This window comes from Lichenibacterium ramalinae (assembly GCF_004137085.1).
Classification (GTDB): domain Bacteria; phylum Pseudomonadota; class Alphaproteobacteria; order Rhizobiales; family Beijerinckiaceae; genus Lichenihabitans; species Lichenihabitans ramalinae.
In genome coordinates this window covers 192,673-206,949 of record NZ_QYBC01000005.1, presented here as the reverse complement: position 1 = coordinate 206,949, position 14,277 = coordinate 192,673, and the positions used below count along the sequence as shown (strand labels likewise).

At 72.0% G+C, this 14,277-nt stretch carries 13 protein-coding genes; 10 read left to right on the top strand and 3 right to left on the bottom strand.

Annotated features, from left to right (window positions below; genetic code table 11):
* Positions 1-51: 51 nt before the first annotated feature.
* The 10 genes from tsaB (at position 52) to trmB (ending at position 10,072) form a co-directional block, all read left to right on the top strand.
* Positions 52-750: a tRNA (adenosine(37)-N6)-threonylcarbamoyltransferase complex dimerization subunit type 1 TsaB gene (tsaB, locus tag D3272_RS07810; protein ID WP_129218594.1), complete on the top strand. Its 699-nt coding sequence runs from the start codon at positions 52-54 to the stop codon at positions 748-750.
* A gap of 10 nt (positions 751-760) precedes the next feature.
* On the top strand, positions 761-1,237 hold the full coding sequence (locus tag D3272_RS07805) for a GNAT family N-acetyltransferase (protein ID WP_165361269.1): 477 nt from the start codon (positions 761-763) through the stop codon (positions 1,235-1,237).
* 144 nt (positions 1,238-1,381) lie between these two features.
* Positions 1,382-2,941: a tRNA (N6-isopentenyl adenosine(37)-C2)-methylthiotransferase MiaB gene (gene miaB, locus D3272_RS07800; protein WP_129218592.1), complete on the top strand. Its 1,560-nt coding sequence runs from the start codon at positions 1,382-1,384 to the stop codon at positions 2,939-2,941.
* Complete coding sequence (locus tag D3272_RS07795) at positions 2,938-4,047, top strand: PhoH family protein (protein ID WP_129218591.1); 1,110 nt, start codon at positions 2,938-2,940, stop codon at positions 4,045-4,047. The genes miaB and D3272_RS07795 overlap by 4 nt, the downstream gene beginning before the upstream one ends.
* Positions 4,044-4,547 (top strand): rRNA maturation RNase YbeY, encoded by a 504-nt coding sequence (gene ybeY, locus D3272_RS07790; RefSeq protein ID WP_129218590.1) that lies wholly within the window; start codon positions 4,044-4,046, stop codon positions 4,545-4,547. Before D3272_RS07795 ends, ybeY begins: the two co-directional genes overlap by 4 nt.
* Positions 4,544-5,515, top strand: coding sequence for a hemolysin family protein (locus tag D3272_RS07785; RefSeq protein WP_129218589.1), 972 nt, complete (start codon positions 4,544-4,546; stop codon positions 5,513-5,515). The genes ybeY and D3272_RS07785 overlap by 4 nt, the downstream gene beginning before the upstream one ends.
* A 150-nt stretch (positions 5,516-5,665) precedes the next feature.
* Positions 5,666-7,393, top strand: coding sequence for an apolipoprotein N-acyltransferase (gene lnt, locus D3272_RS07780; protein ID WP_245496436.1), 1,728 nt, complete (start codon positions 5,666-5,668; stop codon positions 7,391-7,393).
* A 103-nt stretch (positions 7,394-7,496) separates the two neighbouring features.
* The gene (locus tag D3272_RS07775; RefSeq protein WP_129218588.1) at positions 7,497-7,961 is read left to right on the top strand and encodes a helix-turn-helix domain-containing protein; all 465 of its coding nucleotides are present in this window, start codon (positions 7,497-7,499) and stop codon (positions 7,959-7,961) included.
* 202 nt (positions 7,962-8,163) lie between these two features.
* Positions 8,164-9,354, top strand: a complete 1,191-nt coding sequence (metK, locus tag D3272_RS07770; RefSeq protein WP_129218587.1) for a methionine adenosyltransferase — start codon at positions 8,164-8,166, stop codon at positions 9,352-9,354.
* Entirely contained in the window at positions 9,338-10,072 is a 735-nt protein-coding gene (gene trmB / locus D3272_RS07765; protein WP_428977965.1) for a tRNA (guanine(46)-N(7))-methyltransferase TrmB, read from the top strand. The genes metK and trmB overlap by 17 nt, the downstream gene beginning before the upstream one ends.
* Positions 10,073-10,141: 69 nt before the next feature.
* Here trmB and D3272_RS07760 read toward each other — a convergent pair whose 3' ends face one another.
* The 3 genes from D3272_RS07760 to D3272_RS07750 all read right to left on the bottom strand — a co-directional run bounded on the left by D3272_RS07760 (position 10,142) and on the right by D3272_RS07750 (position 14,234).
* Positions 10,142-12,115: an acyl-CoA synthetase gene (locus D3272_RS07760; RefSeq protein ID WP_207210162.1), complete on the bottom strand. Its 1,974-nt coding sequence runs from the start codon at positions 12,113-12,115 to the stop codon at positions 10,142-10,144.
* Entirely contained in the window at positions 12,112-12,876 is a 765-nt protein-coding gene (locus D3272_RS07755; RefSeq protein WP_129218586.1) for a M48 family metallopeptidase, read from the bottom strand. Before D3272_RS07755 ends, D3272_RS07760 begins: the two co-directional genes overlap by 4 nt.
* A gap of 92 nt (positions 12,877-12,968) precedes the next feature.
* Positions 12,969-14,234, bottom strand: a complete 1,266-nt coding sequence (locus D3272_RS07750) for a polyhydroxyalkanoate depolymerase (RefSeq protein WP_129218585.1) — start codon at positions 14,232-14,234, stop codon at positions 12,969-12,971.
* Positions 14,235-14,277: the final 43 nt, after the last annotated feature.

Below are 14,277 nucleotides of genomic sequence, written 5' to 3'. Positions count from 1 at the left end.
CCGTCACGTCCCGTGGCCGCTGCAGAGCGGCCGCGACGGGGCGGTGCGGCGGTGATCCTGGCGATCGATACGGCATTGGCGGCGACGTCGGCCTGCCTGCTGGCCCCGGGCCAGACCGTGCCGGTCGCGGCCGAAACGCTGTTCATGGTGGCGGGGCATGCCGAAGCCCTGCTGCCCCTCGTCGACCGCGTCGTCGCCCGCGTCCCCGGCGGCTTCGCGGCCGTGACCCGCGTGGCCGTGACGATCGGGCCGGGATCCTTCACGGGCATCCGCATCGGCGTCGCGGCGGCCCGGGCCTTCGGCCTCGCCTGCCGGGTGCCGGTGGTGGGCGTGTCGACGCTGGCCGCCCTCGCCGCCCCCGCCATCGCGGTCGGGGCCCGCCCCCCCATCGTGGCGGCGATCGATGCGCGCCACGGCAACGTCTTCGTTCAAAGCTTCGGGTCACGCGGCGAAACCCTGATGGGCCCGGCGCTGCTGTCCGCCACCGAAGCGGCCCGCGCCCTCGGCCAGGGACCCCTGCGGCTCATCGGCTCCGGCGGCCCCGCGGTGGCGCGCGCCGCCTTCGCGCTCGGCGTCACGGCCGACACCGAGGGCTTCCACGCCCTGCCCGACATCGACTTCGTCGCCCGGCTCGGCCTGCTGGCCGATCCCGAGAGCGCCATCGCACGCCCGCTCTATCTCAAGGCGCCCGATGCCACGCCGCCGCGGCCCAGCGGCCTCCTTGCGGCCCCGGCCGCGCCGGCGTCCTGAGGAGCGCGCCATGTTCGGATGGACCCGGCCCAACCACGTGGCGGTGCTCCACGGCGACCGGGCGGCCGACTGCGCGCGGCTCCACGCCACCGGGTTTCCCCACCCCTGGGACGCGCTCGATTTCGAACGCCTGATCGGCGCCGAAACCTCGTTCGGCCATGCCGCCGTCGACACCCGGGACCCGCGCCGGGTGCTGGGCTTCATCCTGTCGCGCCGCGCCGCCGACGAGGCCGAGGTCCTGACCATCGTGGTCGACCCGGCGAGCCGCCGGCAGGGCGTGGCCGGGCGCCTGATGCAGGCCAACATCGAGACGCTGTCGCGCTATGGGGTGAGGTCGCTGTTCCTCGAGGTCGGCGAGGACAACGCGCCGGCGCGCCGGCTCTATGCCGGGCTCGGCTTCGCCGAGGTCGGTCGCCGCCAGGGCTATTACCGCCAGGCCGGCAGCGCCCCCGCCACCGCGCTGATCCTGCGCCGCGCCGTCGGCTGACGCGGCTCCGCCCGCCCGGCGGGGCGTGGCTGCGGCGCCGTGCACCGCGCTTTTTCGGGTCGCGTGCCGGGATTTCGGTCGTAACGGCGCGGAAAACGCTTAATATGAACTCTGGCGCCACCGCCTCGGCCCCATCGCGAGATCATGACGGACACACCTGTTCAGACGTTCGCCCACCCCGACGCGGCCCAAGGCGCGGGCCCAGGGGCCCGGCCCGGCCCGCAGCCAGGCAGTCCGGCGGGGGCGGGCGAGGCCCGTCCGCTGAAGCTCTTCATCAAGTCCTTCGGCTGCCAGATGAACGCCTATGACGCGGCCCGCATGGCCGACGTGCTGGCGCCCGAAGGTTACGCCGAAACCGCCACGCTGGAGGAGGCCGACCTCGTGGTGCTGAACACCTGCCACATCCGCGAGCGCGCCGCCGAGAAGATCTATTCCGAGCTCGGCAAGATCCGCGAGATGAAGGAGGCGGCGGGCCGCCCCGTCACCCTGGCGGTGGCGGGCTGCGTGGCCCAGGCCGAAGGCGCCGAGATCATCCGCCGCCAGCGCGCCGTGGACCTCGTGGTCGGCCCGCAGAGCTATCACCGTCTGCCCGACCTCGTGCGCCGGGCGCGCGCGGGCGGCGGGGTCGTCGACACCGACTTCCCGCTCGAAAGCAAGTTCGACCACCTGGCGGCGCCGTCGCGGGCCCGGACGCAGGCCCGCGGGGTTTCGGCCTTCGTCACCGTTCAGGAAGGCTGCGACAAGTTCTGCTCGTTCTGCGTCGTCCCCTACACGCGCGGGGCCGAAACGTCGCGGCCGCCCGAAGCCGTGCTGGCCGAGGTTGTCACGCTGGTCGACGCCGGGGTGCGGGAGGTGACGCTGCTCGGCCAGAACGTCAACGCCTATCACGGGGTGGATGCCGCGGGCGCCGGCTGGACGCTGGCGCGGCTCGCGCAAAGGCTCGCCGTGATCCCGGGCCTCGCCCGCATCCGCTACACGACGAGCCACCCGAACGACATGGAGCCGGCACTGGTGGCGGCGCACCGCGACCTCGGCGCCCTGATGCCCTTCCTGCACCTGCCCGTGCAATCGGGTTCGGACCGCATCCTGCACGCCATGAACCGCCGGCACGATGCCGCCGCCTATCTGGCGCTGGTCGGGGAGATCCGCGCCGCCCGGCCCGACATCGCCCTGTCGTCGGACTTCATCGTCGGCTTCCCGGGCGAGACCGAGCGCGATTTCGAGGATACGCTGGCGCTGGTGCGGCGCGTCGGCTTCGCCTCGACCTTCTCGTTCAAATATTCGCCACGGCCCGGCACGCCCGGCGCCGACCTCCCCGGCCAGGTGCCCGAGCCCGTGATGCGCGAGCGTCTCCACCGCCTCCAGGCGCTGCTGGAGGAGCAGAGGCAGGCCTTCAACCGCGCCTGCGTGGGCCGCACGCTCGACGTGCTGTTCGACAAGCCCGGCCGCCATCCCGGCCAGGTCGGCGGCCGCACGCCCTACCTCCAGGCCGTCCACGTCGAGGGCGCGCCGGACCTCGTCGGCACGGTGCGGCCGGTCGAGATCCTCACCGTCGGCCCGAACTCGCTTTCGGGCCGATTGGCCGATGCCGGCGACCGCGCCGGCGCCCTCTTCGACTCCGGCGCCCACGCCGGCACCTCCTTCGCCTCCGGCGCCCCCGCCGGCCTCTCCCCATCCCCCGTCGCGGAGCGGCTGGCATCATGAAGTCGCCCGATCGCACGCCCCAGCGCCGTTCCATCCGCGATGCCGGCCTGCCCGCACTCGGCCCCGACGGGCTGCCGGCCGACGGGCTCGGCGGCGCGACGGAGCGCACGGAGGTCACCCTGGCCTTCGGCGACAACCGGCTGACCTCGCTGGTGCTGGGCCAATACGACCAGAACATCGCCAAGCTCGAGCGCCGGCTCAACGTCGTCGCCAATGCCAACGGCAACCACATCGTGCTGAAGGGCACGCCCGAGGCCTGCGACCACGCCCGGCGGGTGCTGGAAGCGCTCTACGGGCGCGTGCAGGGCGGCGAATCCATCACGCCCGGCGACGTCGACGGCGCCATCGAGGAGGGGGCCCTGCAGGCCTCGCTCTTCCCCAAGGAGGCCGTCAACGAGCGGCTGGTCTTCGACGAGATCCGCACGCGCAAGCGCGGCGCCGTCAAGGCCCGCACCGTCGCGCAGGACCTGTACCTGCGCGCGCTGAAGAAATACGAGCTCGTCTTCGCCGAGGGGCCGGCCGGCACCGGCAAGACCTGGCTGGCGGTGGGCCATGCCGTGTCGCTGCTGGAGCGCGGCGCCGTGGAGCGGCTGATCCTGTCGCGCCCCGCCGTCGAGGCGGGCGAACGCCTGGGCTTCCTGCCGGGCGACATGCGCGAGAAGATCGACCCCTACCTGCGCCCCATCTACGACGCCCTCAACGAGTTCATGGACGCCCGCACGGTGGAGCGCGGCATGCAGACCGGCATCATCGAGGTGGCGCCGCTCGCCTTCATGCGCGGCCGCACTCTGTCCAACGCCGTGGTCCTGCTCGACGAGGCGCAGAACACCACGTCGATGCAGATGAAGATGATGCTGACCCGCCTCGGCGAAGGCTCGCGCATGATCATCAACGGCGACCCGAGCCAGACCGATCTGCCGCCCGGGCAGAAGTCCGGCCTGACGGAAGCCGTGAACCTGCTGTCCGGCGTCGAAGGCGTCGGCCACGTCAAGTTCCGCGAGGGCGACGTGGTGCGCCACGACCTCGTGCGGCGCATCGTGCAGGCCTACGACAAAGCTTCGCGCGACGCCCAGGAGGCCAGGGAGGCCCAGAAGCCGAACCGATGAGTCTTTCCGTCGATCTCGCCGTCGAAGACCCGTCCTGGACGGCGCTCGGCGACCTGCAGACCCTCGTCGGGCGGGCGGTCGAGGCCGCGCTGGCCGAGGCCGGCATCGCGCCGGACGACGCCGCCGAACTGTCCGTGCTGTTCTGCGACGACGCCACCATCCAGGGCCTGAACCGGCAGTGGCGCGGCCAGGACAAGCCCACCAACGTCCTGTCCTTCCCGACCGAGGGGCCCGGCGCCGAGGTGATGCTCGGCGACATCGCGGTGGCCTACGGCACGGTGCGCCGCGAAGCCGAGGCCGACGGCAAGACGATCGCCGACCACGTGAGCCACCTCGTCATCCACGGCACGCTCCACCTCCTGGGCGAGGACCACGAGGACGCCGCCGAGGCCGAAGCCATGGAGGAGCTCGAGCGCCGCGCCATGGCCCGGCTCGGCCTGCCGGACCCCTATGCCGGCACGGTGCCGGAGGCGGCCGACGGCGTGGGGACGATGCCATGAGGGACAACGACCGCGACGCGGCCGCCCGGCGCGCCAAGGCCGCGGCGCCGCCGGCCGGGCCGACCCTGTTCGACCGCGTCCGCGCCGTCTTCGGGCTGGGCGCGCCCTCGATCCGCGACGACATCGAGGACGCGCTCGAGGACACCGGCGCCGACAGCGTCTTCTCGCCCCAGGAGCGCGCCATGATGCGCAACGTCCTGGGCCTGCACGACCTGCGGGTCGTGGACATCATGGTGCCCCGTGCCGACGTCGTCGCGGTGGGCTCCAACATGACGCTGGGCGAGGTGCTGGGCGTGTTCCGCGAGGCCGGCCACTCGCGCCTGCCGGTGCACGGCGACACGCTCGACGATCCGCGCGGCATGATCCACATCCGTGATTTCGTCGAGATCCTGGCGTCGGGCGAGGCCGGGGCGCTGGAACGGCCGGTGGCGGGCGCCGACGTGACCCGCACGGTGCTCTTCGTGCCGCCCTCGATGCAGGCGCTGGACCTGCTCGTGAAGATGCAGGCGTCGCGCACCCACATGGCGCTGGTCATCGACGAATACGGCGGCACCGACGGGCTCGTCACCATCGAGGACATCGTCGAGATGATCGTCGGCGACATCGAGGACGAGCACGACGAGGACGAGGCGCCGCTGATCGAGGCCGGGACGGACGGCACCTTCCTGGCCGACGGCCGCGCGGCGCTCGACGACGTTTCCGCCATGGTGAGGGTCGACCTCACGGCGGGCGACGATGCCGAGGAGATCGACACGATCGGCGGCCTCGTCACCAGCCTCTGCGGTCGCCTGCCGATGCGGGGCGAGGTCGTTTCCGGGCACCCGGATTTCGACTTCGAAATCCTGGACGCCGATCCGCGCCGCGTGAAGCGCCTGCGCATTCGGCCGGTGGCGCCGGCCGCGGCGGAACCGGCGCCGGACGCGCCGCAGGACGGGGCCGAGGCCGGCCCGCGACCCGACCCGGCCTGAGCCCGTCCGCTCCCACGCGGGGGGGCGGCGGGCCGCCGGTGCCGTCCGTGACGCCGCCGGGACGGTGCGAAGCGGCACGGCCGGCGACCTCACCGGGCCGGGTCCAAGCTCCGCTTTAACGTGAGCCGAACAGGCTTTATGAGCACCGCCATGCCGATGGAAAGCGCCGCCCTGCCCCGACCGACGTCCCCCGCCGGCACTTCGCCGTTGAGCCACAGGATCGTCCTGGCCACGGGCTGGAGCCGCGCCGTCCTGGCGTTCCTCGCGGGAGCCTGCGGGGCGCTCGCCATGGCGCCGGTCGGCTTCTTCCCCGCCATGGTCCCCTCGCTGACCGTCGCGGTCTGGCTGATCGACGGGTCGGACCGGGCGACGCTGTCGCGGTCCGGCGCGCGCCGCCACCTGTGGCCCACGCTGCGCTGTGCCTTCGGCGCGGGATGGTGGTGGGGTTTGGGCTATTTCGTGGCGGGCCTCTATTGGCTCGGGGCCGCCTTCCTGGTCGATGCGGACAAGACCGCCTGGCTGATGCCCTTCGGCGTGCTCGGCCTGCCGGCCGTCCTGGCCGTCTATATGGGGCTCGCCTTCGCGGTGGCGCGGGCCGGCTGGATGGCGGGGACCGGGAGGGTCGCGGTCCTGGCATTGGCCCTGCTGATCACCGAACTCCTGCGCGGCGTGCTGTTCACCGGCTTTCCGTGGAACGACCTCGGCATGGCGCTCGGCACCGATCTCGTCCTCGCCCAGGGCGCCGCCATCGTCGGGCTGCACGGGCTGACGGCCCTGACGGTGCTGATCTTCGCCACGCCCGCCACGCTGGCCGACCGGCGCGCCACCGCCGCGGACGGCACGCCCGGACGGGTGGTGCTGCTGCCGACCGTGCTGGCCGCCGCCGCCCTGGCGGGGCTCGCGGGCTTCGGCGCGCTTCGGCTCGAGCAGGGCCATGTCGGCGCCGTGCCGGGCGTCAAGTTGCGCATCATGCAGCCCGACGTCTTCGGCGACGGCAGCTTCACCTACGAGAACAGGGACGCGTTGCTGCACAAGTACCTCGCGCTGTCGGACCGGGCGACCTCGGACGAGACCGGCGGGCTGGCGGACGTCACCCATCTGATCTGGCCCGAATCGCCCTTCCCCTTCATCCTGTCGCGCGATCCCGACGCCATGGACGCCATCGCCCGCGCCCTGGGGAAGGACGGCGTGCTGGTGACGGGGGCGGCGCGCGTCGACGGCACGCCGGGCTCCGCCACCCATCCGCCGCGCTACTTCAACGCCATCCAGGTGATCGGCCGGCAACCCGGCCCTGACGGCGGCGGGGCGGTCGGCGACACCTACGACAAGGTGCACCTCGTGCCGTTCGGCGAATACACGCCCTTCATGGCCGTGATGGAGCGCCTGGGGATCTCGCAGTTCGTCCCGATCCCCGGCGGTTTCACGCCCGGTCAGCGCCACCGCCTGCTCCATGTGCCCGGCCTCCCCCCGGTCGTGCCGGCCGTCTGCTACGAGGCCATCTTCTCGGGCGGCATCCTGCCACCAGAAGAGGCGCGGCTGGACGAAGGTGTCATCCTCAATGTTTCCGACGATGGCTGGTTCGGACACACGGCCGGCCCCTACCAACACCTGGCCCAAGCCCGGCTACGGGCCATCGAGCAAGGTTTGCCGCTGATCCGGGCCGCCAATACCGGCATATCCGCGATCATCGACCCATATGGCCGCATTTTAGAGGAGCTGCCGCTAGGTGAAGCTGGCGTTCTGGACGGTTTTTTGCCGAAAACTGTCGCGCCCACCATTTTCTCTGAGATAAATAAGTTCATTCCCATCATCGTAGCTTCTCTGTTGTTGACCCACATTTTTAACATGCGATACGGGATCGGACGGCGGCGCGCGTGAAGCTTGTCAGCGAGGTGGGCCGCCCACGTTTGGGCGCTCGACACTGCCCGGAACGGCCCGGCCCTGCGATCTTGAGGTGAGACACTTGTCCGAGGAACAACCCGTGAAGAAGCTGCCCAATCCCATCGACAAGCACGTCGGGAGCCGGGTCCGGATGCGCCGTGTGCTGATCGGGATGAGCCAGGAGCGGCTCGGCGGTGCTTTGGGGCTCACGTTCCAGCAGGTCCAGAAATACGAGAAGGGCACGAACCGCATCGGGGCGAGCCGCCTGCAGCAGATCGCCGGCGTGCTCAGCGTGCCCCCGGCCTTCTTCTTCGAGGACATGCCCGTCTCCGAAGGTGCGCCGGGCGAGGCCAGCTTCGCCGAGGAGGGGGCGGGTTTCGTCGTCGACTTCCTGTCCACGGCGGAAGGGCTGCTGCTCAACAAGGCCTTCGTGCGCATCAGGGAGCCGCGCGTGCGCAAGAAGATCATCGACCTCGTCACGGCGCTGGCCGACGAGGCTGCCCCGGCACCCCACGCCCTGGCCGCCGACGCGAGCGAGCGCGAAGACCACGACATGGTCGGTTGAGCGGCGCGGGGGCCGCCCGGAGGGCGGCAGCGACGTGACGGTCATGCCACCGTCGTTCTGTTTACCGAACGAAATGGCTTCTTTCGCTTGACGAAACGAACGCCCGGCGTTTAACAGGCAGTCATCGAAGCTTTTCGAGCGTCTGACAGGGCTGCGGCATCGGCCGGCCCGGGCTCCGTTCGACTCAACGAGGAGGCGTGGCGTGGCCCGTCCGAACTACCTTTTCACCAGCGAGTCCGTTTCCGAGGGACATCCCGACAAGGTCTGCGACCGGATCTCCGACGAGGTCGTCGACCTGTTCTTCCGGGAGGGTGCGAAGGCCGGCCTCGACCCCTACCAGATCCGCGTCGCCTGCGAGACGCTCGCCACGACCAACCGGGTCGTCATCGCCGGCGAGGTGCGCGGCCCCGCCATCGCCCCCGAGGCCATCGAGGCCGCGGCCCGCGCCGCCATCCGCGACATCGGCTACGAGCAGGACGGCTTCCACCACGAGACCGCCAAGATCGAGATCCTGCTGCACGCCCAGTCGGCCGACATCGCGGTCGGCGTCGACCAGGCCGGCAACAAGGAAGAGGGCGCGGGCGACCAGGGCATCATGTTCGGCTACGCCTGCCGGGAAACGCCGGAGCTGATGCCGGCGCCGATCTATTACGCCCATCGGCTGCTGCACGGCCTGTCGGACGCCCGCCGCTCGGGCCGCGAAACACGCCTCGGGCCCGACGCCAAGAGCCAGGTGACGGTGCGCTACGAAGACGGCGTGCCGGTCGGCGTGACTCAGATCGTGCTGTCGCACCAGCACACCGACGAGCACCTGACGTCGAACGACATCCGCACCCTCGTCGAGCCCTACATCCTCGCGGCCCTGCCGGACGGCTGGGTGAACGGCGACACGGTGTGGCACGTGAACCCCACCGGCAAGTTCTTCATCGGCGGGCCGGACGGCGACTGCGGCCTGACGGGCCGGAAGATCATCGTCGACACCTACGGCGGCGCCGCCCCGCACGGCGGCGGTGCCTTCTCGGGCAAGGACCCCACCAAGGTCGACCGCTCGGCCGCCTATGCGGCGCGCTACCTCGCCAAGAACGTCGTGGCGGCGGGCCTCGCCGACCGCTGCACGCTGCAGCTCTCCTACGCCATCGGCGTCGCCGAGCCGCTGTCGATCTACGCCGACTTGCACGGCACCGGCCAGGTCGACGCCGCCAAGCTCGAAACCGTGCTGATGCAGGTGATGCGCCTGTCGCCGCGCGGCATCCGCGAGCACCTGAAGCTTAACAAGCCGATCTACGCCCGCACCTCCTCCTACGGTCATTTTGGCCGGGCACCCGACGCGGACGGCGGCTTCTCCTGGGAAGCCACGGACCTCGCCGAGACGCTGCGTGGCCATTTCGCCTGAACGCGTGACGGTGCCGGACGCGGCGCCGGACCTCCCCGAGGGCCGGCACCGCGCCGGCGTGCTGCATGGGCGCCGCGCCGGCCGGCCGCTGCGCAAGGACCAGCGCGCCCGCATGGCGCGCGACCTGCCGAGCCTCGAGATCCCGCTCGCCGCGCTGTCGGACCCCGCCGCCCTGTTCCCCGCCCCCTTGGCGGGCCTCCGGCTCGAGGTGGGCTTCGGCGGCGGCGAGCACCTGGCCACCGAGGCCGGGCGTTTTCCCGACGTCGGCTTCATCGGATGCGAGCCCTTCCTCAACGGCGTCGCCAAGCTGGTGGAGCGCATCGACGCGCTCGACCTCGCCAACATCCGCCTGCATCCGGGCGATGCCGGCGAGCTTCTCGACGCCTTGCCGCCAGCCTGCCTCGACGGCGCCGACGTCTTCTATCCCGACCCCTGGCCGAAACGCCGCCAACGCAAGCGGCGCTTCCTGTCCGAGGGCAACCTCGACCGCCTGGCCCGGGCGCTGAAGCCCGGCGCGCCCCTGCGCTTCGCCACCGACATCGACGATTACGCCGGCTGGGTGCTGGCCCGCATCCTGCGCTCGACGGACTTCACCTGGGAGGCGGGCGAGGCCGACGACTGGCGGCGCCCCTTCCCGGGTTGGCCCTCCACCCGCTACGAGCAGAAGGCCATCCGCGAGGGCCGGCCGCCGGCCTATTTCACCTTCCGGCGGGGGTGACGGCTCCCGGGCCGGGCGCCCCGGGGACCGACGCCGCGGTGCCGCCCGGCCCGCGGGGCCTTCGGCGCGTCACCCCGCCGCCACATCCACCTGGAAGGTGGTGACGCCCGTGAAGGCCTGCCGGGCCGCCTGGGCCGATGCGGCCGGCACCGCCAGGGTCGCCACGGTGCCGCGCCGCGGATCCTGGGCGATGGAGGCCTGTCCCGCGATGCCCGCCTCCCGCAGCGTCTCCTCCACGAAGCGAAGGACCTCCGCTTCGCGCAGCGCCGGCTTGAAGATCTTGCCGACCGCGGTCAGCGGCAGCTTGTCGAGGATGCGGACGGCCTTGGGCCGTGCGGCGCGCTCGCCGACTTCGTTCTCGCAGTGGGCCAGCAGCCCGTCCTCGTCGATCGCTGCGCCGGGGTGGAGCTGGACATAGACGACCGGCAGTTCGCCGGCGTGGGGGTCGGGCCGGCCGATGGCGGCGGCGAGTTCGACGGCCGGGTGGCGCAGCACCGCGTCCTCGATGGCGCGGGGGTCGATGTTGTGGCCGCCCCGGATGATGAGGTCCTTGGCGCGCCCGGTGAGCCAAACGTAGCCCTCGGCGTCGATCCGGCCGAGGTCGCCGGTGTTGAGCCAGCGCCTGCCGTCGCCGCGGTCGATCCAGAGGCCGGGTTCCTGCGGCGCGCCGAGGTAGCCCTGGAACACGTTGGCGCCGCTGATCGCGATGGTGCCGGCCTCCCCCGGGGGGGCGTCGCCGAGATAGGCGCCGTGCTCGTCGAGCCGCACCGGGAGGATCGGCTGGAACGGCACGGCCAGCCCGACCGAACCCGGGCGGCGCTCGCCCCCGAAGGGGTTGATGGCCGACACGCAGGTGGTTTCGGTCAGGCCGTAGCCTTCGAGGAGTTGCACGCCGGTCAGGCGCTCGAAGGCGCGGATTTGGTCCGCCGACATGGGCGCGGCCCCGCAATAGCAGTAACGCAGGCAGGAGATGTCCTGCCCCGCCACGGGCCGGTCGAGCAGGGCCGCGTAGAGGGTCGGCACGCCGCTGAAGCTCGTGATCCGGTGATGCGCGACGATGTCCCAGAACCGGTCGAGCAGGCCCGGGGCCCGGAAGCCCTGGGGCGTACCGACCAGCACGCGGATGCCGCGATGGAAGGCGGCGAGGCCCGTCACCATCACGGCGTTGACGTGGAACAGCGGCAGCCCGCAGAACCAGGTGTCGCCCGGGCCCGCCACCTCCCCCACCATGCGGCCGCTCATCCAGGCGTTGGCGACCTCGTTGGCGTGGGTCCGCACGGCGATCTTGGGCCGGCCGGTGGTGCCGCCGGTGCAGAACAGCGAGGACACGTCGCCAGGCGCGATCGGCCGGGCGCGCAGCAGCCGATCGGTCGGCGCCGCCGCGGCGAGCCGGGCGTAGCGGTGGAGGGTGGGCCCGGTGGCGGCCTCCGCCTCCGCGGCGGCCCGCCGCCCGGCCCGCCAGCCCATGAGCTTGGCGGGGATCCGCCTCCAACCCGCCACCCCGTCGGCGAGGTCCACCAGGACCACGTCCCGCACCCCGGCCGACCGGGCCGCCGCCATGGCCTTGGCGTGGATGTCGGTGCCCGGGAAGGCCGCCAGCGTCACCACGACCCGCGCCTGCGCGACCCGAAGGATCTCGGCCACGGCCTCGGCGTCGAGCAGCGGGTTGATGGCCAGCGCCACGCCGGCCGCCTCGGCGCCCCAGAGCACGAAATGCGTCTCGGGCAGGTTCGGCAGGATGTAGGCGACGACGTCGGTCGGGCCGACGCCGAGCCGCGTCAACAGGTTGGCGGCCCGGGTCACCTCGGCGAAGAGGTCCTCGAAGCTCCAGTCCCGCGTCGTGCGGTGGTGCTTCACGCTCAGGAAGGAGGAGAGCGCCGGCCCGTCGCCGAAGCGCGCCGCGGCGCGGCGGAGCAGGTCGTAGGTGTCGGTCGGCAGGTCGGCCGGCCAGCCGGCGGCCTCGATGGCGGCGACGTCGGCGAGGCTGGCGAGAGGCGGCTCGCTCCCGCGTGGCGCCGCGCCGTCCGTCGCCATGCCGATCATGCTGCCGCTCCATATCGGTGCAGCGCCGGCCCGTGGCGCTTCAGCCAGTCTTCCGCCTCGTCCATCGCAGGTGCGAGGCCGCGCGTCACCTGCCAGAACCGCTCCGAATGGTCCATGTGGACGAGGTGGGCCACCTCGTGGGCGGCGAGGTAGTCGAGCACGGACGGGGGCGCGAGAATCAGCCGCCACGAGAAGTTGAGCGCCCCGCGGGACGAGCAGGACCCCCAGCGCGAGCGCGTGTCGCGCAGGGTGATGCGGGCGACGGGCCGCCCGACCGCCGCGGCATGGCGGGCCACGGCCGCGGCGAGATCCCGCCGCGCCTCGCCCATGAGGAACTGCAGCACCGCGGCCTCGGGATCGGCGGCGCGGGGCGACAGGCGCAGTACGGGCTCGCCGGCCTCGCCGAGGCCCGGCTGGCACAGCCGCAACGTCCCGGTGTCGAGCACGATGCGGTGGTCGATGCCGCGGAGCGGCACCGACGTGCCGGGCGCGAGGGGAAGCCGGCCCGGCAGGGCCGCGAGGCGCGTGCCGATCCACGCGGCGTTGCGCGCCGCAAAGGCCTGCGCGCTCTTCAGCGAGGCGCGCGGCGGCATGGTCAGCACGGCCGCGCCGTCGGCGGAGCGAACCCGCAGCGTGAAACGGCGCGCCGCCGCGACGCGCTTGACGCTCACCCGATAGGTCACGCCCTCGTGGACGACGTCCAGCACCGGCGCCGGCCCGCGCTCGGGCGGCTTCGGAACGGCGCGGGCGGGGGGACGCATCCAGAACATGCCAGGCAGTCTAAGCCGGATCGCGCCGGCACACCAAGGCTTCGCCGGACGAGGCCGCCGCCGTGGTCGCGTCGGACCTTCGATCAGGCCGCCTGCGCCCGGTCCACCGTCTCGACCCGGCGGGAGAACTCCACCATGCGGGGCACGATCTCGCTGCGGTAGCGCGAGCCGTTGAACACGCCGTAATGGCCGACGCCGGGCTGCAGGTAATGCAGTTTCAGCGCATCCGGCAGGTTGCGGCAGAGCCTCTGCGCGGCATTGGTCTGGCCGACGCCGGAGATGTCGTCGCGCTCGCCCTCCACCGTCATCAGGCCGGTGCGGCGGATGTCGCCGAGGTCGATCGTCTGCCCGGCATAGACGAACTCGCCCTTCGGCAACGACTGGCGGACGAACACCTGCTCGATCGTCTGCATGTAATATTCGGCGGTGAGGTCGAGGACCGACAGGTATTCGTCGTAGAACTCGCGGTGCTTCTCGGCGGGTTCGCCGTCGCCGGCCACGAGGTGGTGGAACATGTCGGTGTGGGCCTTCACGTGCCGGTCCATGTTCATCGCCATGAAGCCCGACAGCTGCAGGTAGCCGGGATAGACCCGCCGGCCCATGCCGGGATAGGGGAACGGCACGGTCTCGAGGCAGTTCTCGCGGAACCATTCGGTGCCGCGCTCCTCGGCGAGCTTGTTCACCGCCGTGGGGCTGCAGCGCGTGTCGATGGGGCCGCCCATCAGCGTCATGGAGGCGGGATGCAGCGGGTCGCCGTTCTTCTCCATGTGGGCCACCGCGATGATGAGCGGCACCGCCGGCTGGCACACGCCGAGCGTGTGGACCGGCACGCCGTCGCGTCCGAGGACCTGCAGCATCTCGATCAGGTAGGCGATGTAGTCGTCGAGGTCGAACTTGCCGAGGGCCAGCGGCACCATGCGGGCATCGGCCCAGTCGGTGACGTAGACGTCGAAATGCGGCAGCAGGGCCTCGACGGTGCCGCGCAGCAGCGTGGCGTAATGGCCCGACAGCGGCGCCACGACCAGCATGCGGGACTTCGGTGCCGTCCCGCCGTCGTCGTGCTTGCGGAAATGCAGCATCTTGCAGAAGGGCCGTTCCCACACGACCGTCTCGGTGACGGCGAGTTCGCGCCCGTCCACCGTCGTGTGGTCGAGGCCGAAGACCGGCTTGCCGTAGCGCCGCGTCATGCGCTCGAACAGTTCGGCCGAGGCGGCGAGGTTGCGGCCGAGCGGCGTATAGGTCCAGGGGTTGAGCGGGTTCTTGAACGTGAGGCGCGTCGCGTCGGACAGCGCCCGCGCCGGAGCCAGGGCGAGATGCGTCATCTCGAACATGGGATAGGTGATCTTCATCTGGCCCACGGCACACCAAGGGTTGGAGTTCGACGCCGGGGCG